This is a genomic window from Marispirochaeta aestuarii (assembly GCF_002087085.1).
Taxonomy (GTDB): Bacteria; Spirochaetota; Spirochaetia; order JC444; family Marispirochaetaceae; genus Marispirochaeta; species Marispirochaeta aestuarii.
The window spans coordinates 192,504-212,361 of record NZ_MWQY01000003.1 but is presented as its reverse complement, the minus strand read 5'-3'; the positions used below and the strand labels follow the sequence as shown (position 1 = coordinate 212,361).

14 protein-coding genes are annotated in these 19,858 nt (G+C 54.3%); all 14 read left to right on the top strand.

Annotation, left to right across the window (positions count from 1 at the left end; all coding sequences use genetic code 11):
- The first annotated feature begins 2 nt into the window (after positions 1 to 2).
- The 14 genes from B4O97_RS03955 (at position 3) to B4O97_RS03890 (ending at position 19,843) form a co-directional block, all read left to right on the top strand.
- Positions 3 to 536 (top strand): hypothetical protein, encoded by a 534-nt coding sequence (locus B4O97_RS03955; protein ID WP_083048547.1) that lies wholly within the window; start codon positions 3 to 5, stop codon positions 534 to 536.
- A gap of 24 nt (positions 537 to 560) precedes the next feature.
- Positions 561 to 2,327, top strand: coding sequence for a V-type ATP synthase subunit A (locus tag B4O97_RS03950; RefSeq protein WP_083048544.1), 1,767 nt, complete (start codon positions 561 to 563; stop codon positions 2,325 to 2,327).
- 18 nt (positions 2,328 to 2,345) lie between these two features.
- Complete coding sequence (locus B4O97_RS03945) at positions 2,346 to 3,653, top strand: V-type ATP synthase subunit B (protein ID WP_083048542.1); 1,308 nt, start codon at positions 2,346 to 2,348, stop codon at positions 3,651 to 3,653.
- Between the two features lie 15 nt (positions 3,654 to 3,668).
- Positions 3,669 to 4,265 carry a V-type ATP synthase subunit D gene (locus B4O97_RS03940; protein WP_083048540.1) on the top strand — a complete coding sequence of 199 codons (597 nt, stop codon included), beginning with the start codon at positions 3,669 to 3,671 and terminating at the stop codon, positions 4,263 to 4,265.
- 25 nt (positions 4,266 to 4,290) lie between these two features.
- On the top strand, positions 4,291 to 6,105 hold the full coding sequence (locus tag B4O97_RS03935) for a V-type ATP synthase subunit I (RefSeq protein ID WP_083048538.1): 1,815 nt from the start codon (positions 4,291 to 4,293) through the stop codon (positions 6,103 to 6,105).
- Positions 6,106 to 6,176: 71 nt separating this feature from the next.
- Complete coding sequence (locus tag B4O97_RS03930) at positions 6,177 to 6,599, top strand: V-type ATP synthase subunit K (protein ID WP_083048536.1); 423 nt, start codon at positions 6,177 to 6,179, stop codon at positions 6,597 to 6,599.
- Between the two features lie 116 nt (positions 6,600 to 6,715).
- Positions 6,716 to 7,777, top strand: a complete 1,062-nt coding sequence (gene ispG, locus B4O97_RS03925; protein ID WP_083048534.1) for a flavodoxin-dependent (E)-4-hydroxy-3-methylbut-2-enyl-diphosphate synthase — start codon at positions 6,716 to 6,718, stop codon at positions 7,775 to 7,777.
- Between the two features lie 2 nt (positions 7,778 to 7,779).
- Entirely contained in the window at positions 7,780 to 8,688 is a 909-nt protein-coding gene (locus tag B4O97_RS03920; RefSeq protein WP_083048532.1) for a tetratricopeptide repeat protein, read from the top strand.
- 128 nt (positions 8,689 to 8,816) lie between these two features.
- The gene (locus tag B4O97_RS03915) at positions 8,817 to 9,770 is read left to right on the top strand and encodes an ABC transporter ATP-binding protein (protein WP_083048530.1); all 954 of its coding nucleotides are present in this window, start codon (positions 8,817 to 8,819) and stop codon (positions 9,768 to 9,770) included.
- Entirely contained in the window at positions 9,770 to 10,633 is an 864-nt protein-coding gene (locus B4O97_RS03910; protein ID WP_083048528.1) for an ABC transporter permease, read from the top strand. The genes B4O97_RS03915 and B4O97_RS03910 overlap by 1 nt, the downstream gene beginning before the upstream one ends.
- Positions 10,634 to 10,637: 4 nt before the next feature.
- Complete coding sequence (locus B4O97_RS03905) at positions 10,638 to 12,074, top strand: GldG family protein (RefSeq protein WP_083048526.1); 1,437 nt, start codon at positions 10,638 to 10,640, stop codon at positions 12,072 to 12,074.
- A complete protein-coding gene (locus B4O97_RS03900; RefSeq protein WP_158084142.1) occupies positions 12,071 to 13,456 on the top strand; it encodes a DUF4340 domain-containing protein in 1,386 nt (461 codons plus the stop codon). Before B4O97_RS03905 ends, B4O97_RS03900 begins: the two co-directional genes overlap by 4 nt.
- A 69-nt stretch (positions 13,457 to 13,525) precedes the next feature.
- Entirely contained in the window at positions 13,526 to 16,345 is a 2,820-nt protein-coding gene (uvrA, locus tag B4O97_RS03895) for an excinuclease ABC subunit UvrA (protein WP_083048522.1), read from the top strand.
- Between the two features lie 3 nt (positions 16,346 to 16,348).
- The gene (locus tag B4O97_RS03890) at positions 16,349 to 19,843 is read left to right on the top strand and encodes an LPS-assembly protein LptD (protein WP_083048521.1); all 3,495 of its coding nucleotides are present in this window, start codon (positions 16,349 to 16,351) and stop codon (positions 19,841 to 19,843) included.
- The last annotated feature ends 15 nt before the right edge of the window (positions 19,844 to 19,858 follow it).

Sequence of the window (19,858 nt, the reverse complement as noted above, 5' to 3'; positions counted from 1 at the left end):
ACGTGTATTATTACATAGTCGCGACCTTACCTTTTCTCTCATTTTCCGGCACAACGGAAACAGATGTCCAGGGCTTTCTGGCCTTCGTCAGGAGCATGCTTCCGGAAAAGGACTTTCAGGTTCTTGACTCTGTATTCAGAGGTGAGGCTTCTTCTCATCCCTTTGTAGCCAGGACCAGGGTATTCAGCAGCGAGTTCGACCGGGAACTTGCCCGGTACCGGGCCCAGGGGATGGGCAGGGACCCGAACCAGTACGCCCAGGCTTCTGATGCCCGGATCGGAGAAAAAGCGCGGCAGTGTGTCGCCATGGAGAACCCCCTGGAAGCCGAGACCGAGGTCATGCGCTTCACCTGGGAATTCCTCGATGGACTCGAGGCTGGACACTTTTTTGATCTCGAGCGCCTGGTTATCCATCTGCTGAAACTCATGCTGCTGGAACGGAAAAACAAGCTTACAGAAGAGCGGGGTACCGCCCGGTATACCGAATCTTATCAGAATATCACCAAGCCTCTGGAGGATGCCGAAATCGGTATCTGAAGCGGGAGATCGGAGTAGAGCACAATGACGAATGGAACGGTTGTAGGTATAAACGGAAATATGGTCACCGTAGCTGTCGATGGCACGGTCTCCATGAATGAAGTAGGATACATTCTTGTCGGTGACCAGCGCCTCAAGGCTGAGGTTATCCGGGTAAATGCGAACAACGTTGAGCTGCAGGTTTTTGAAATAACCCGGGGCATCGGAATCGGAGACAAGGTTGAGTTTACCGGGGAGCTTCTGGCGGTGGAACTCGGACCAGGGCTTCTGGGGCAGATTTACGATGGTCTTCAGAACCCGCTGCCGAAGCTCGCCGAGCAGTGCGGCTTCTTCCTGCAGAGGGGAGTCTATCTCGACGCCCTTTCCCGGGAGCGCAAATGGGAGTTTACCCCTTCGGTTAAAACCGGCGATACAGTACAGAGCGGAGACTCTCTGGGTACGGTTCCCGAAGGAATCTTCAAGCACCGCATCATGGTGCCTTTCAGTTTCAAGGGAGTCTATACTGTTGAATCCGTGGCGGACGCAGGCTCCTACACGGTGGACGACACCGTGGCCGTAATAAAGGACGACAGCGGAAACACGCACACCCTTACAATGAAGTTCGAGTGGCCCGTCAAGCGGGCAATAAGCGCCTATGAGGAACGTCTCAAACCCTCCGAGCCGATGGTAACCAAAGTGCGGATTATCGACACCTTTCTTCCGGTAGCCCGGGGTGGTACGTATTGTATTCCCGGTCCTTTCGGCGCGGGAAAGACGGTTCTGCAGCAGGTCACCAGCCGTAATGCGGAAGTAGACGTTGTTATCATCGCCGCCTGCGGAGAGCGGGCAGGTGAGGTCGTGGAAACCCTGAAGGAGTTCCCGGAACTCCTCGACCCCCGGACCGGCAAGACCCTGATGGAGCGTACCATCATTATCGCCAATACAAGTTCCATGCCCGTTGCAGCCCGGGAAGCTTCGGTATATACCGCGGTGACCCTGGCGGAGTACTACCGTCAGATGGGGCTCCATGTTCTGCTTCTGGCTGACTCAACCTCACGCTGGGCCCAGGCTATGCGGGAGATGTCGGGACGTCTGGAGGAGATCCCCGGAGAAGAGGCCTTCCCCGCCTACCTCGAGTCCACCATCGCCTCCTTCTACGAGCGAGCCGGACTCGTCCGGCTCAAGGACGGCAGCATCGGCTCGGTCACCATCGGCGGTACGGTAAGCCCCGCGGGAGGAAACTTCGAGGAGCCGGTAACCCAGGCAACCCTGAAGGTCGTCGGTGCCTTTCACGGACTCTCCCGGGAACGCTCCGACGCCAGAAAGTACCCGGCCATTCATCCCCTGGATTCATGGTCCAAGTATGAAGGTTCGGTCAATCATGCCCTTACCGAGTACGCCCGGGAACTTCTGTTCCGGGGAGACGAGATCGGCCAGATGATGAAGGTAGTCGGAGAAGAGGGAACGAGTCTTGACGACTTCGTAATCTACCTGAAGAGCGATTTTCTCGATGCGGTCTATCTGCAGCAGGATTCCTTCGACGCCATCGACTTTTCCGTAAGCGTGGAACGGCAGGACCATATCTTCAATATCCTGTTCAAGGTTCTGGGCGGTAAGCTTAACTTCGAGAGCAAGGAAGAGGCCCGCTCCTATTTTAACAACCTGCGGCAGCTCTTCATCGACTATAACCGGAGCCAGTGGCAGGGCGACGAGTTCAAGGAGCTGGAAGGCAAGATCCTGAAGATGATAGACGAGCGCCAGGCAGGAATGGAAAGCAAAGCTGCCCGTTTACTGCAGACCGTGGCAGAGTAGAGTTAAGGGAGAAACAGAATGCGCAAGGTATACAGCAAGATAGAGGCAATCTCCGGAAATGTTATTACCGTCTCGGCGACGGATGTAAAATACGGCGACCTGGCGGTTATCTCATCCGCCCATGGAGAGTCCCTGGCGGAGGTTATCCGCATGAAGGGAGAAAAGGTCTCCCTTCAGGTCTTCTCCGGCGGTCGGGGGATCTCCACCGGTGACGAGGTACGCTTTCTCGGTCATTCCATGAAAGTCTCCTTCTCGGATAACCTCATGGGGCGGATCTTCGACGGATCCGGACGTCCCCGGGACAACGGACCCACCCTCGAGGAGAACATGATCGAGATCGGCGGACCCTCGGTCAATCCCGCCAAGAGAATCATTCCCCGTAACATGGTACGGACCGGAATCCCCATGATCGACGTCTTCAACTCCCTGGTGGAGTCCCAGAAGCTGCCGATTTTCTCGGTTTCCGGTGAACCCTACAACCCCCTGCTGGCCCGTATCGCTCTGCAGGCGGAGGTTGATATCATTATCCTGGGGGGTATCGGTCTCAAGTTTGACGACTATCTCTACTTCAAGGAGACGCTGGAAGAGGGCGGTGCAATGAGCCGGACCATCTTTTTCGTCCACACCGCCGCCGACCCCATTGTAGAGGCGCAGCTGGTACCGGACATCAGCCTGGCGGTAGCCGAAGGCTTCGCCCTGAAGGGAAAGAAGGTTCTGGTTCTTCTGACGGATATGACCAACTACGCCGACGCCATGAAAGAGATCGCCATTACTATGGAACAGGTGCCGTCGAACCGGGGATACCCCGGAGACCTTTATTCCCAGCTGGCCTCCCGCTACGAAAAGGCAGTCGACTTTGAGGGTGCCGGGTCCATTACCATCCTCGGCGTAACCACCATGCCCGGCGATGATGTAACCCATCCTGTACCGGACAATACCGGGTATATCACCGAGGGGCAGTACTACCTGAAAAACGGTCGTATCGAACCTTTCGGCAGTCTCTCCCGTCTCAAGCAGCAGGTCAACAGCTCAACCCGGGACGACCACCGCTCCCTTATGGACGGCATGATCAAGCTCTATGCGGCATTCAAGGAGTCCATGGAAAAGAAGTCCATGGGATTCAGGATGTCCGACTGGGACCAGAAGCTCCTCAAGTACGGAGATATGTTTGAAGAGAAAATGATGGACCTTACGGTCAATATCCCCCTGGAGGAAGCCCTGGATCTTGGATGGAAGATCCTCGCTGAATGCTTCGAACCCCAGGAGACGGGCTTACGGTCCTCCCTGATAGAGAAATTCTGGCCCAAAGAGACCGCAAGCGTATAACAGGAAGGGGAGTGTATGGCCGCCGTCAAGCTGACGAAGAACGAGCTCAAAAAACAGAAAGACTCCTTAAAACGCTTTCAGCGCTACCTGCCGACGCTGCAGCTCAAGAAACAGCAGCTGCAGCTGGTTATCCGCCAGGTGGAAGCGGAAGAACAGGAACTGAGGCGCAAACAGCAGGCCCTGAGGGACAGGCTGCAGCACTGGATTGCAGTTTTCGGCGACGAGATTGATCTTGAAGAGTATGTGCAGATTGACCACGTGGAAACGGAAACCGGGAATATCGCCGGTGTCGATGTTCCTGTGTTCAAGGAGCTTGATTTCAAGGACATAGAGTGGGACCTGCTGAAGACCCCTCTGTGGATCGACAAGGGGATCGCCGCCTTGAAGGAGCTTATTACCTTTGACGCGGAGGTCGCTGTTCTGCAGCGCCGCAGGAAACTGCTGCACGATGAGCTGAGGACCACTTCACAGCGGGTTAACCTCTTTGAAAAGGTAAAGATCCCGGAATCAAAGGAAAATATCCGGCGAATCCAGATCTATCTCGGAGACCAGCAGACCGCCGCGGTTGTCCGGGGAAAAATGGCCAAAGCCAAGGTTGTGGGAGCTTCATGAAACGCGGAACAAGGATGAGTGCAGCATGATTGTAGCAATGAAAAAGGTCTACCTGATTCTCCTGGACTCGGAACGGGAAGAGTCCCTGAAGAAGCTGAAGGGGCTGGGGGTGGTTCATCTTGAAGACTGTGCCGGAACCAGCGAAACCCTCGAGGCTTTGAAGGAAAAGAGAGACCAGGTCAACAGGGCTCTTATTGCTCTGTCCGATATCTCTGTTAAACAGCATAAAACTCCCGGGGACGCCGAAAAAAAGGCCTTCGAAATTATCGGTCTTCTGGAAGAGAAAAAACGGCTTCAGGAAAAACTCGCTCAACTCCTCAAGGACGAGGAACTGTTGAAAGGCTGGGGAGACTTCAAGCCTTCCGACCTGTCCTTTTTGCAGAAGGAAGGAATCGAAATCCGGCTGGTACAGATCCCCAAAAAGGCCGCTGAACCGTATCGGGGCAAAAAGGGATTCTACTGCATCGATGATACAAGTCCGGTCTACCGTTTTGCCTTGGTGGATAACGAGGAGGACCCGCCCGCCGAGGCTGTGGATTTTAATCCCCCGGAACACGGGCTGAGTACTGTACGGGAGAATATCGGCGCGCTGGAAGAAAAAATCCGGAAGACCGATGAGGTACTGGAAAACGAGGCCGTGTACCAGAAGGCCCTGGGGGCCTACCGTGATGAACTGGACGATGAGATTCGCTTTGAAGAGGTCCGGACCGGTGTGGGAATCGAGGATGAACTGGCCTACCTCCACGGGTTTGTCCCGGAACCCAGGGCGGAGGAATTGAAAAAGAGCGCCGCAGACAACGGCTGGGGACTGATGCTGCGGGATCCCACAAAAGACGAGTACGTACCTACCCTGGTTGAACGGAAAGGACCGGTAAAGATGGCGAAGCCCATTTTTGACCTCATGGGCACCTTTCCCGGGTACCGGGAGTTCGATATCAGCCTGGTATTTCTGACCGCCTTCACCATTTTTGTCGCCATGATCGTGGGAGACGCGGGCTACGGGCTTATCTTCCTCGGTCTTGCCTTCTGGGGGCTGTCGAAAGCCTCGGAATCGGCGAAGCTCCCCCTTAAGCTTGTGGTGCTTCTGTCGTCGGCCATCGTCATATGGGGGGCCATTACCGGTACCTGGTTCGGCTCCGAGACCATCGCCTCCTGGAAGCCCTTCAACAGCCTGATTATTCCGCAGATAGCCAGTTTTGCCCAGGAAGGGGTGGACTCAGTCCTGGCTGTACAGCTTATCTGTTTTATTATCGGTGTGGCCCAGTTGAGTATCGCCCGGATCGAGATGTTTTTCCGCACTCTGCCGAGTCTGAAGGCCTTTGAGCATCTCGGGTGGCTCTCACTCCTGTGGGGACTCTTCTTCCTGGCCATGAATATCGTACTCGGAATCACCTCCTGGCAGGGAATAGAGTTCACGCCCCTGGTTATTCCCCTGGCTGTCGCCGGTTTCGCACTGATCGTGCTCTTTTCGAACCAGCAGGGAAACTTTCTGCGGGGCATGCTCAAGGGGCTCAATCCCATAAACCTGCTCCTGAATTTTCTGGACGGGGTAAGTTCTTTTTCCAACATTATCTCCTACATTCGCCTGTTCGCCGTGGGCCTTTCCAGCGTTGCGGTGGCGGCGAGCTTCAATGCCATGGCCATGTCCATAGGATTCGACGGCCCGCAGGCAATAGCCTCGGTCCTGATGCTGATCATCGGTCACGGACTGAACATCGTTCTTGCCCTGATGTCGATTATCGTACACGGTATTCGTCTGAACATGCTGGAATATTCCGGGCAGCTTGGACTTGAATGGTCCGGGTATCCCTACGAGCCGTTCGCCAAGCGGGCGGCCTGATACAGGTGCTGAAGTCCCTTATAATGGGGACTGTGAGTATACAACGAATATAATTTTGTAAGGAGCATCCTATGAATTTTGGTTTGCTTGGCTTTTCCGCCGCAATAGCCTTCGCGGCCATGGGTTCCGCCATTGGAGCGGGAGCTGCCGGTATGGCGGCTGTCGGAGCCTGGAAGAAGTGTTTCGCCCAGAACCGGCCCGCTCCCTTTATGCTGGTAGCCTTTGTCGGTGCACCCCTGACTCAGATCATCTACGGAATGATTCTGATGAACTCCATCATGGCTGTGCCTGAACCGACCATGGCTCACCTGGGGATCGGCCTCTTCGGTGGTATCGCCATGGGCTTTTCCGCCGCCTTCCAGGGAAAAGCGGGAGCTGCTGCCTCGGACGCCCTGGCCGAGACCGGTAAGGGATTTGTCAACTACATGATGGTTCTCGGTCTTGTCGAGACCGTTGCCCTCTTTGTCATGGTTTTCCTTCTCGGTACAATCTAAATCCGCACAAAGAGAAAATTTCCCCTTTGAAGAATGTCTCTGTTCTTTGAAGGGGAATCTCTTTTGCCCCGCTCCCACTTGGCGAAACTCCTTCTTTTGCCGATAATCCTAGACAGATGAACATAATATATACTCGGGAAAAAACACGCGTAATGCGGGTAGGAAATGTTTCCCTCGGCGGGGATTCTCCCGTCAGCATACAGACCATGTGGAAACGGGCACTGCCCGATGACCGGGAGCTTCTTTTAAAGGAACTCCGCCGCTTCGCCGTCCTGGGCTGCGACATTATCCGTTTTGCCGTACCAAACGAGGAAAACGCGAAGCTCCTTGCAGAAATTGGTCCTATTTCTCCCCTTCCCATAGTAGCGGATATCCATTTTGACTACCGCCTCGCCCTGATTGTTCTGGACGGAGTCCAGAAGGTGCGAATCAATCCTGGCAACATCGGTGCTGAGTGGAAGGTAAAGGAGGTGCTCGCCAAGGCCTCTGACAAGGGTATTCCCATCCGGGTCGGAATCAACGGCGGTTCTCTGCCGCGTAAACTGCGGGACCTTCCCCAGGTTGAGGGAATGATCGCCGCCGCGGAAAACGAGATTGAACTCCTGGAGGCCCTGGGATTCAAAGACGCCGTATTCTCCCTGAAGTCCTCCTCCGCCGGGAATACCATCGAGGTCAACCGCCGCTTTGCATCCCGCTGGGACTATCCCCTGCATCTCGGGGTGACTGAAGCTGGACCCATGATTCCCGGTATAGTCAAGAACACCCGCGCCCTGCTTCAGCTTTTGGGTGAGGGAATCGGATCCACCATACGGGTTTCCCTCTCAGCACCTGAGGAGGATGAAGTTGTTACCGGAAGGGAAATCCTTCGCGAAGCAGGCCTCCGCCCCGGTGGAGTGGACATCGTCTCCTGTCCCCGCTGCGGCCGTTCCGAGTTCCCGGTCCATGAACTGGTGGGACAGATACAGGAGGAACTTTACGCCATCAGGAAACCCCTGACCGTCGCCGTCATGGGCTGCGTGGTAAACGGACCGGAGGAGGCACGACATGCTGATATCGGTATCACCGGCAGCGGAAACGAGGCGATAATCTTCCGCCACGGGGAACTTAAACGGAAAATTCCCATGGATCAGGCCCTGGAAGCTCTGCGTGAGGAGATCCGGGAGGCCATAAAGGAGTGAAAATGCGAATCCTGTTTCCGCTTGTCTGTGTAATCCTCCTGAGCCCCATCTCCTGGGCCCAGGAAGCCCGGCCGGACTGGCTGGTTCTGGAAACGGGAAAAATCGCTTTTGAAAAAGGTGAGTACGGCCAGGCCATGAGGATCTTTCGTTCCGTACTGGAACAGGACAGGATATCGCCGGAAGCCCATTACTGGATTGGCCGCATCTTTGAAGAGGAGGGTGAGTACTCCCTGGCGGAAGAGCAGTACCGGCGCGCTCTGGAGTTTCGCCGGCAGCTCTATGTGATGGACTACGAAATACGTATACGGGAACGTCTTGCCCGTCTTTACAAGGAGAAGGGTGACTACGCCCAATTCGAGAAAGCCCTGACGGAGATCCTTCTCATGGACGATGAATACTCCAGTCGTGAGTCGGAAGCCATGAGGGCCGCCATGATCCGCATTTTAACAGACCAGGGGCTGGAGAAGGTGGTGGAGCTCTACCGTCTTGATAAAGCGGAGTATTTTCTGGCCAACGCCGAACTGGGTCTTTTCTACTACCGCACCGGCCGCTATATGGATGCCGTACGCCATCTCTTGAGCGGAGGGCTCACCGTTATTTCCAGGACAATTCGGCATCTGGAGGTACGTAGGCCTTTTCTTGAATACACCGGTCTTACCGATCTTTTCAGAAACGCCATGGCCGAAGAAGAGGGAGCGGAATACCTCGAAGAGAGCCGAATAGACGCCCTTCTGTATTATCTTGGTGCCTCCCTTTACGCTGCCGGAGAACTGGGTTCCTTTCGGCAGGTAATGGAGCTGGTCCGGGATGCCTTTCCCGGCAGCGTATGGCGCTCCCGCGCTATCGCGCAGCTTGCGGATCCCTCCATCGAACCTGTTATAACCAGTCGGGAATTCTTCTACTTTTTCTGATCCTCCCTCTTTTTATCAACACTGGAACATTAATGGTATATACGGTATATCATTTTTATTGACAGTCCAGGATACTCGGGCTATTCTTTGCGGTGTGTTTTCATGAACTGCTGTGACGGGAGGTTGGTTTGATCCGGGCGGAGAATCTTAGCAGACGCTATGGGAAGCATCTTGCCCTGGACGCTGTAAATTTCAGTATCCGGCGGGGAGAAATACTCGGATTTCTCGGACCCAACGGCGCCGGCAAGTCCACTGCAATGAACATAATAACCGGGTATCTTTCGGCCACCGAGGGTGATGTCTGGGTCAACGGCCTCAATGTGCTGGACCATCCCCGGGAGGTTAAAAAATGCATCGGGTATCTTCCCGAGAAGCCTCCCCTGTACCAGGATATGACTGTTCTGGAATATCTCGGCTTTGCGGCCGAAATCAAAGGAATAAAGAAAAAGGCCTTTGCGACGGAGCGGGAAAGAATCCTGGAGCTGGTAAAGATCGGCGATGTCAGCAATCGTCGTATTGGCAACCTCTCCAAGGGCTATCAGCAGCGGGTAGGTCTCGCCCAGGCGCTGATTGGAAGCCCGCCTCTTCTGATCCTGGATGAGCCGACAGCAGGGCTTGACCCCAAGCAGATCCTGGAAATCAGAAAACTGATTAAATCCCTGGGAAGGGAGCATACAATAATCCTCAGCTCGCATATTCTCCCGGAGGTCAGTGCTGTCTGCGGACGGGTTCTGATTATGAACCAGGGCAGTATTGTCGCATCTGATTCACCGGAGAACCTGAGCCGGAGATTGATGGGTACGGGAAGAATAATGCTTCGACTTTCCGGGGAAAAAGCGAGAGCCCTTTCGGTTCTTGAAAAACTCGAAGGACTAAACAGCCTGTCATGTACCGGGAGCAGTGAAGAGGGCAGTATTGATCTTCTGCTTGAAGCCGGACAGGAGACGGATATCCGGGAAAAGATATTCTTTGCCTGTGCTGAAAACAGGCTTCCCATTCTCATGATGCGTCCCATGGACATGAGTCTGGAGGATATCTTTCTTCATCTTACAACGGATGAAAAACTGAAGGAGTCTGACTGATGCCGGCAGTATTCAAACGGGAACTCAGGGCATTTTTCTTAAGTCCCCAGGGATATATTTTTTTGAGTATTTTTCTTCTGATTACCGGTATATTTTTTACCACCGGAAACCTGATAAGCGGCAATTCCCGGTATCTCGGTTTTCTCGGAAGCATCCTCTTTATATTCATTTTTATTGTACCCCTTTTGACCATGCGCCTTTTAAGCGATGAAAAACAGAAGAAAACTGATCAGCTGCTTCTGACCAGTCCCCTGGGGATCCCTGAGATCGTCGTGGGAAAGTTCCTGGCAGCCCTGACCTTTTTCTGTCTGGGATTGGCGCTGACCCTTCTCTATACCCTGATAATCCTTATTCACGGAGAACTCGATTTGTGGGAGACCCTGGGAGGGTATATCGGGTTCATTCTGCTGGGGGGCACCTTTATCTCCGTGGGGCTCTTTATTTCCGGCCTTACGGAGAACCAGATTACCGCAGCGATTACCAGCTTTGCCGCCCTCCTTGCCATGTGGCTCATCAATATCCTGCAGGATGCCGTTCCTTCCAATACCACATCCGGACTCGTTTTCAGCGGGCTTATAGTCGCAGCTGCCGCTCTCTGGTTCTATGGAACGACCCGAAACCTGATAGTCCCTGCGGTACTTCTTGGTCTCGGAGCTGTCGTTGTCTATCTGATTCATTTTTTACATCCGGAGCTGTTCGTCGGCCTTGTGGGAAAAATCCTGAGCTGGTTCTCCCTGATCGACAGGTACCGACGATTTTCCAGCGGGATTTTATCCCTCCAGGATACCGTCTATTACCTCTCGTTTATGATCTTCTTCCTCTATTTAACAGTCCGTACACTGGAAAAACGGCGGTGGAGCTGACGATATGATGCAGAGCCTGCGTAGTATACTGAAGAATAAAAGGCTTCGTTACGGAGCTTACGCGGCGACACTGACCGCGTCGCTTCTGTGCGGCCTGGTAATTCTCAATATGATAGTACAGCAGATCCCGCTGAAGATTGATTTAACGAAAAACAGGCTGTTCTCTTTATCTGAACAGACAAGGAAAATTCTCACTGAACTGGAGGAACCCGTCACACTCTATGCCCTCTATCCTGCGGGTGAGGAAGAGACCAGCATTCTCGAAATTCTTCAGGAATATGATCGGATCGGCCCTTCGGTAGATTTGAAGATTATTGATCCGGATCTGAATCCCGGTCTTCTTGCCCGTTTTGCCGGTGAAGGGGAGAAAGTGGAGAGCGGCAGCATTATTGTCGAGGGGGACACGCGCTTCAGGGTAATTCCCTACATGGAGCTGTATGATATCCGCTATAATCCCCAGGGGCATCCCCAGGTAACGGGAATCCAGGTGGAACCCCGGGTTTCCCAGGCCATCAATTATGTCTCCTCCGGTTACAATCCGAAGATCTATGAACTCAGCGGTCATGGTGAATACAGCCTCGGAGAGTACGGTATCGAATCAATGCTTCGGGCGGAGAGTTATGAAATAGAGAGTCTTAACCTTCTCAGGTCCGATGAAGTTCCGGCGGACGCTTCGGTCCTTCTGGTCTCTTCTCCCAAGTATGAGATAAGCGATGAGGAGCTGCGGAAAATTTATGAGTATGTGGAAAACGGCGGGCGGATGATCGTCATGGTGGATTTTATCGGCGATCCTTCCCCCGGGGGCAGGGCAATTCTTCAAAGCTACGGTCTTGAGATAGGTGAGGGCTTCATCATGGAGGCGGATGCATCCCGTTATGTACGTTCACCCCTGTTTGTCGCCCCTGAGCTTATGGACCACGGGATAACCGAACCCCTGGTGGACAATAATCTCGATGTCATCACCCCCAATGCGGTTCCTCTTGTTCAGACGGGACGTAAACCCCGTTCCGTCGATCTGACCCCGCTTCTCTCAACCACAGCCCGGGCCTGGAGCAGGACGGACAGGGAGAACAGCTCCTTACTGCTGCAGGAGACGGACCTGCCGGGACCTCACATTATTGCCTGGACGGTGGAGCGGAAGAAATACATCGACGGGGATCCTCCTGCGTTCAGGGTCGTCGCGGTGGGAAACTCCATTTTTTTGGGATCGATTCCTCCCTACGGACAGATAAAGGGGAATATCGACTTTTTTCTGAGCGCCCTCTCCTGGCTCAGCGAAGGTAAAGAGCGTGTTTCCATCAGGGCAAAGAGTTTTTATCGCAGTCCGCTGCGTTTAACGGCTTTTCAGCTCTATCTGTATGCGGGAATCATCATCATCCTGATTCCGGCAACCCTGCTTGTCTGCGGTACGATAGTCTGGATCCGCAGGAGACATCTGTGAGCCGTTCCCGGCGTCTTGTTATCGCACTCCTTGTTCCCCTGCTTCTTCTGGGGAGCTACCTCTACCTGAAAAAACAGACAGTCACTCAGGAGGCTCCCGGGGAAGCAGAACAGTATGATCTGATCTCCCGGGCGGCGGAGGATCTCGAAAGAATCGAGGTTCTCCGGGCCGACGGCAGCAGCCTTGTCCTGCTGAAGGAGGAAGAGCGCTGGGTGCTGCCTGTTCCCTGGAAGGATGAGCTCGATCAATCCCGTCTGGACCTTGTTATACGAATAAGTTCCATGCTCTCCGCTGACCGGCGTCTCGAGAATCCTGCCATCGGGCTTGAAGACTTCGGTCTGAAACCGCCTCAGGCAGTGGTGACTCTTGCGTTCAGGGGCGGAGAACGTTCGGTATTCGAACTCGGATATCCGACACCCTCGGGAAAACAGAGATATATCCGGCCTGAAGGCTCTGAGGCGGTTTACACCATCGACACTTCCCGGGTGGCCCAGTTTTTCCTGAACCAGCAGGATTTTCGAAATACCATGATACCGACTGTTAACGCCGAAGAACTCCGGTACCTCTTCTTCCGGCGAAAGGGAGAAATCATCGAGCTTGTTCCGGTTGAAACCCTCGAGAGTGAGCCGCTGAGCTCGATTTTTACCAGCCTGGTCATGATTCGCCCACGGGGACCCCGGGGAATCGATGCCCACGAACTGGAACAACTTATGGAAAAGCTGCCCCGGGAGCTGAAGATTCAGGATTTTGTCGAAGAGAAGCCTGAGGACCTTGGGCTCTACGGACTCGATTCTCCGAGTTACGAACTGCAGCTCAGGGACCGGGAGCGGAGCCTGTCGTTTATTGTGGGAACCCGCGATAGTATCGGGAACTACTATGTCCGATTTGGGGAAGAAGAGCGGGTCGTGACCCTTGCGGAATCGGATCTCGCTGTTCTTCAGATGGACAGTTTCCTGCTTATGGATAAGTTCCCCCTGATCATCTCCATCGATAAGATCGACGCTTTCACGGTGGTCCATGAGAATGAGACCTTTTCTGCCCGAATAGAACGGAACTCTTCCCCTGATTCTGATGAGCCGCAGGTGCGGTATATCCTGGAAGGAAAAGAGATAGACGAAAAAGCCTTCAAAAAGCTCTACCAGAAGCTTGTCGGAATTATCGGCGACGCTCCGAATCGGGGAGAGCTTCCGACGGCCAGGCCGGAATTCGGGATTACCTATAGATTAAAGGACGATCCCCAAGGGGAGGCATCTGTCTGGTTCAAACCGGTGGACAAGGACTTCTACGCTGCCTTTACGGATCAGGATAAAAGCCTTTTTCTTGTAGCATCCCGGCAGATAAAGGGCGCGGCTGAATTACTGCACAAGATGACGGGGGAGTGAGCCCCGGGCTTCCCGCAGACTGGTTGCCAAGGAGTTTTTTTTTCTGTACCGTTTGATCTCTGAGGTACGATGAAAAAGCTTATTGTAAAAGGTGCCCGGGAGCATAATCTCAAGAACATCGATCTTGAACTTCCCCGGGACTCATTGATTGTCGTCTCCGGTCTTAGCGGAAGCGGGAAGTCCTCCCTGGCTTTCGATACCATCTTTGCCGAGGGGCAGCGCCGCTATGTCGAGTCCCTTTCGGCTTACGCCCGGCAGTTTCTGGGGCGCATGGACAAGCCGGATGTGGACTACATCGAGGGACTCTCCCCGGCTATCTCCATAGAACAGAAAACGACCCACCGGAATCCCCGTTCAACCGTGGGAACCGTAACCGAAATATACGATTACATGCGGCTTCTCTACGCCAGGATCGGAATCCCCCACTGCCCGGTCTGCGGCAAGGAGATCCGGGAGCAGTCGGTGGACCAGATCCTGGACACTATTCTTGCATACCCCGACGGCAGCAGGATCATGATTCTTGCCCCGGTGGTGAGGGGAAAAAAGGGAGAGCACCGCAAGATCATCGAGGATGCCGCCAGGGCAGGGTTTGTGCGTATTCGCGTCAACGGAGAAGTCCTTTCCCTGGATGAAGAGATTATTCTGAACAAGAAGCAGAAACACTCTCTTGAGGTCGTGGTGGATCGTCTGAAAATTCAGGAAGATGTGCGCAAGCGTCTGGCCGAATCGGTGGAGACCGCCCTGGAGGTTGCCGACGGGCAGATTGTGGTGGTGCAGCTGGAAAAAAACATCCAGAAGGAGGAGTTCTTCAGCCAGAAAAACTCCTGCCCCGACTGCGGCATCAGCATTCCCGAACTGCAGCCCCGGCTCTTCAGCTTCAACAATCCCTTCGGCGCCTGCGAGGTCTGTGCCGGACTGGGAATGACCATGGAGTTTGATCCCGCCCTGATTATTCCCGATCCCTCCCTCTCCTTTAACGATGGGGCTATAAAGACCCACAACCCCGACTCCGCCTGGCACCGCAGCTGGTTCGAGTCCCTGGCCGACCATTTCGGCTTTGACCTGGACACCCCCATACAGGACCTGGACAAGGATATATGGCATATTCTGCTCCACGGCAGTGATGATGTAATCGACATAACCTATGTGAACCGGAAAAAGACCGGGCGTTTTGAATACTCCACAAACTTCAAGGGGATTCTCAATGATCTGAATCGCCGCTACCGGGAGAGCCGTTCCCCGGGCATCAAGGAGTGGCTCGAGGGCTTCATGCGCCAGCAGAGATGTACGGCCTGCGGGGGCAAGCGTCTCAAACCCGAAGCCCTGGCAGTGACCGTCGGGGGAGAGAACATCCACTCCCTTACCTGCCGTTCGGTGCAGGATCTGCTTGGATTCTTCAGCCAGGTCGGTCTGAGCCCCACGGAAAAGCACATCTCCGCCCAGATCATGAAGGAGATCCTGGACCGCCTCACCTTCATGAAGAAGGTCGGCCTGGAGTACCTAACCCTGGAGCGCCAGTCAGCGACCCTCTCCGGGGGAGAGGCCCAGAGGATACGCCTGGCAACCCAGGTGGGATCCCAGCTGGTGGGGGTCCTCTATATTCTGGACGAGCCGACCATCGGACTTCATCAGCGGGACAATCAGCGTCTCATAGAGACCCTTCTGCATCTGCGGGATATAGGGAACACCCTCATCGTCGTCGAACATGACGATATGACCATCAAGACCGCCGACTATATCGTGGACCTGGGTCCCGGGGCGGGGATTCACGGGGGGCATATTACCGCCTGCGGAACCCTCGAACAGATCCTCGAAGCGCCGGAGAGTCTTACCGGGCAGTACCTGCGGGGTGAGCTTGCCATTCCCATTCCTGCGGAACGCCGCCGGGGAAACGGAAAAACGATTACCATCTACGGCGCCTCAGAGCACAACCTCAAGAATATAGATGTCTCTTTTCCCCTGGGAACCTTTACGGTTATAACCGGGGTTTCGGGGTCCGGAAAATCGACTCTCATGGAGAACCTGCTTTTCCCCATCCTCAGGAACTCTGTCAGTCCCTACAAGCTCGAAACCGGGGCTCACGACAGGGCTGAAGGTCTTGAAGAGATCGACAAGATCATCAATATCGATCAGAGCCCCATCGGCCGGACCCCCCGTTCCAACCCTGCGACCTATGTGGGGCTCTTTACCCCCATCCGGGATCTCTTTGCCTCCCTGCCGGAGAGCCGCGCCAGGGGCTACAAGGCGGGGCGCTTCTCCTTCAACGTGAAAGGCGGGCGCTGCGAGAACTGCCAGGGGGACGGCACCATTAAAATCGAGATGCACTTCCTTCCTGATGTCTATGTTACCTGTGATGTCTGCAAGGGAAAACGCTTCAACCGGGAGACCCTGGATGTCCGCTACAAGGGCAAAAATATACATGATGTTCTTGATATGTCCGTGGAGGAGGCCCTGGAATTCTTTGAAAAGATTCCTTCCATCCGGCGGCGCCTGGAGACCCTGCAGGCGGTGGGGCTGAACTATGTAAAGCTTGGACAGTCAGCTTTGACCCTTTCAGGCGGAGAAGCCCAGAGGGTCAAGCTCTCCCTGGAGCTCTCCAAGCGCAGCACGGGCAAAACCTTTTATATACTGGATGAACCCACAACGGGTCTCCATTTCGCGGATGTAAAAAAGCTGCTGGAGGTTCTGCAGATGCTGGTGGACAAGGGCAATTCCGTGGTGCTGATCGAACACAACCTGGATGTCATAAAGCAGGCGGACTACATTATCGATCTGGGACCGGAAGGAGGAGATAAGGGGGGAAACATTGTGGCCCGGGGTACACCGGAGGAAATCCTGAAAGTCAAGGGATCTCACACCGCCCATTACCTCCGCGAGGTCATGAAGTAACACGTGGCATCCCCTCTGCTTCGTCTGTCTGTATACACCCTTGTTTTCATTCTTGCCGCTGCAGGGGTGCTGACGGCTCAGACCGGCGGGCAGGGAATGCTGGATCCTGCGGTCTATCTGAAACTCACCGGCTACGATATCGCAACAGCGGACCTGTATCAGCTGCAGGACTGGTGCCGCATCCTTTCCCTTGATCACCGCGGCACCATCGACTCCCTGAGGCGCCGACTGTATGCTCACTTCGGGCTCGAAGCCGGGAATATTCCGGATTTGACGGAGGCTGAGAAAAAACAGACCCTCACTATCCGCTCCGCCGACTCGACCCGGTATTTTACCCTGGAGACGCGGGACGAGGGCTATATCGAGATATCCGGCGGCATTCTGCTGGAACTCTATTCTCCCGTGGAGGGTACGAGGCATACTATACAGGCGGATCGGCTGCTCTATAACCAGAGCACCGGTGACCTGAGTGCAGAGGGAAGTGTACGCTATACCCTGGTGGAAGAAGGAAACCAGGAGGAGACCTTTTACGGTAAAAGCCTGACGGTCAATCTCGGCAGCTGGGAGAGCCGTTTTCTGAAAGGCTATACCCTGCAGAACCGGACTGTTAACGAAAAGGAACTTACCTTTACATTTTACGGCGATACCATCGCCCGTTCATCCTCCGAGATTATCTTCATGCAGGACGGCCGGATTACCTCCAGCCAGCTGGAACCTCCCAGCTACCGGATCGATGCGGACGAGATCTGGGTCTATGAACCCGGTGAGTGGCTCATGAATGGCGCGACCTTTTACCTCGGCAGGGTTCCTGTTCTTGTATTTCCCTTCTTTTTTCAGCTCCGGGACAAGATGGTGGTCAATCCCTCCTTTGGCTTCGATCTGGTGGACGGGGCCTTCATTCAGACAACAACGTACCTCTATGGAATGCCCTCGAAAAGCGATCAGGACTCCCTCTCTTTTCTGCAGATGACGGATGTGGAAGAGGGCGACAGGGTTACCGAGCTCCGGGGTCTGTATATGAGGACCAAGGATAATCCTTCCAGGGAAGAGGTCCAGCGGGCACGGCGGCTGAGGGAATCGGGGGATTATTTTCGGGTCCTTCTTGACTACTACAATCGAAAGGGTCTTGTAAGCGCCCTGGACCTGTCTCTCAGCGACACCGGCGGTCTCGATTCCCTCGAGCTCTTCGCCGGAGTCGGAGCCACCCGGGTAGTTTCGCAGTATGCTCCGTACCAGTACACCTGGGACGATCCAAACAAGAGTTCCCCGGTCCCGGTATGGGAAGGGGGATGGATTGCCGGGGTGTTTATTCCCTTTCGTTTTGATCTTCGCTCCTCCCTGGAGGGGGAACTGGCAGGACTGGACTATTCCCTCTCGGTACCCTTTAATTCCGATCCCCGGGTCAGCCGGCTCTTCGACAATCGCAAGGAGACCATAGACTGGGGAGAACTGCTGGCCATTACCGAAAATCCGGACCCCTACCAGGATACCACGCTTCCCTCCAGCTTTACCTGGGAGGCGGTTTCCAGCTACTCCGCCGATACCTCCCGCCTGCGGCCATGGATAACGGAATTCAGAATCAGGGAGCTTTCCAGCTCCATGGAATGGGCCTACGGCACAATCTCCGCTTCCGAACCCGACCTCGATTCCCTTTTACCCCAGTACGATATTGTTCCCTCGTATCTGCGGAACGAATACTCCTCGATCTACTTTCCCTATCCGAAGAGTCTTGTGTTTCCTGAACTTCGTATCAACCTGGCGGGGAATCTCCTCCCGGAAAAGGGGGGGGGAGGAACCGGGGAGGGGAGCGCCGGGGATGACAGCTCCGGACTTCTTCCTCCCTGGCGCAGCAGCGAAGATGAAGATTCCGCCGATACCGAGGAAGAGGAAGGAGTACTTTCTCCGCGTCTGATGGACGATTACAGCCTCCGTCTGAACGCCGATAGTGCAAAAAATGATGCCCTGAGCTACAGTTTCAATCCCGTCCTGGTGCACGGTATCAGTTATGACATCTACGGCTGGAAGGAGGGAGGAACCACCCTCTATTCGTCCCCTGAGGATGTGGATTTTGACAGCGCCTACAGCCTCACAACCTTCTCCGGAGACGCGAGACTGCGCTATGACGGGAGTTACATGAATAATCTGCTCTCCCTGAACGAATCCATCGGGCTGACTTTTCAGGAAAAGCAGCGTACCAGGCATATTGAATCCTCCATTCCCAACTGGGACTCCCTGGTGGAGAGTGACAAGGGCGGCAGTTATGAACGGCTTTCCCATTCTATGACCCTCAGTTACCGTCCGTTCCTGCATTCCGCCGTCCCCGTTGATCAGACCCTGGAATACAGTCTGCGGCATTACCTTTTTACCCGGGAGTACGAGGCTGATCACGGCTTCAGGAATGATGTGCTTCCCTGGGAACGGAATACCATTCAGGAACAGAAGCTGAGTTCCACCAGCCTGTTTGATGCCGGGGACTATCCCCAGAAGGTTTATGTAAGCTGGGTCCTGCCCCCTCTTCTCGGGCAGGTGGATGCCCTCTATACCGGGGAATTCAATCGTCTGGTGCTCAACCTCTCCGGCGGCGCTACCGAGGTCGACGACTATGAATGGGAGCCCGATGATCTGATAAGCGAAGCAAGGATCAACCTGAATGACTACAGTTATCTGCGGCAGCGTCTCCTGTTTGGAGAGAATGAATCCCTTGAACACTTCCGTCTCAGGGAGGGAATAAGCGAAGCAACGGCCGCCACGTCGGATAACCGGTACGGACTCCAGGGAAACTATGAATACACCATAAACGATGAAGATGATTCGGGAATCCGGCAGACCTTTCTTCCCCAGACCCTGGCATTCAAGGGCTGGATCGGGAATTTCTGGTCCCGCTATGCCATGGAGTACCTCTATCCCTACGACCTCCAGGTCGGTACCGGGTGGAATAAGGGGACAGAAAGGGAGTTTATTCCAAGTACCTTTTCCCTCGGTTACAAACGGGACTATTTATCCGATCCTTTCTGGAAAAGGCGGGTAAACATGAGTTTTACCATAGATACCGGGCTGACCCAGGACCTGAACAGGTTTTCTGACTCCTCCCTCTTTTTTGAAACGAGCCTTACCTTGAAAGTTTTTCGGTTCATCGATCTTCAGTTCTCCAGTTATTCAGAGAATACCTCTGTTTTCCGATACATGCCCTGGCTGCTCGAGGATTCGGGCATAGAACCGGTAAATCCCCTGGAGGATCTGGTCCGTTCCCTGAATTTCTTCAATGATGAGGAACGGCGGCTCTCCAATTTCAATCTCAGGTCCATCGCTCTAAAAGCAGTCCATCATCTTGACCAGTGGGACCTCACCATCGAATATACCGGCGAACCGGAGCAGGAAAATGAGGGTACCCGGCCGGTGTACCGATGGGAATCAAATTTCTCCATTTATCTGCAGTGGAACCCGATTCCGGAACTGAAACAGGAGATCAACTATTCAGACGGTGATCTTTCCCTTTAAGCTCTTTCCCGCTTG

Bases quoted from the DNA above. Each gene is read 5' to 3' on its own strand.
- B4O97_RS03935 (WP_083048538.1), top strand. From the start codon at position 4,291: ATGATTGTAGCAATGAAAAAGGTCTACCTGATTCTCCTGGACTCGGAA.
- B4O97_RS03905 (WP_083048526.1), top strand. From the start codon at position 10,638: ATGATGCAGAGCCTGCGTAGTATACTGAAGAATAAAAGGCTTCGTTAC.
- B4O97_RS03910 (WP_083048528.1), top strand. From the start codon at position 9,770: ATGCCGGCAGTATTCAAACGGGAACTCAGGGCATTTTTCTTAAGTCCC.
- ispG (WP_083048534.1), top strand. From the start codon at position 6,716: ATGAACATAATATATACTCGGGAAAAAACACGCGTAATGCGGGTAGGA.
- uvrA (WP_083048522.1), top strand. From the start codon at position 13,526: ATGAAAAAGCTTATTGTAAAAGGTGCCCGGGAGCATAATCTCAAGAAC.
- B4O97_RS03920 (WP_083048532.1), top strand. From the start codon at position 7,780: ATGCGAATCCTGTTTCCGCTTGTCTGTGTAATCCTCCTGAGCCCCATC.
- B4O97_RS03950 (WP_083048544.1), top strand. From the start codon at position 561: ATGACGAATGGAACGGTTGTAGGTATAAACGGAAATATGGTCACCGTA.
- B4O97_RS03930 (WP_083048536.1), top strand. From the start codon at position 6,177: ATGAATTTTGGTTTGCTTGGCTTTTCCGCCGCAATAGCCTTCGCGGCC.
- B4O97_RS03945 (WP_083048542.1), top strand. From the start codon at position 2,346: ATGCGCAAGGTATACAGCAAGATAGAGGCAATCTCCGGAAATGTTATT.
- B4O97_RS03940 (WP_083048540.1), top strand. From the start codon at position 3,669: ATGGCCGCCGTCAAGCTGACGAAGAACGAGCTCAAAAAACAGAAAGAC.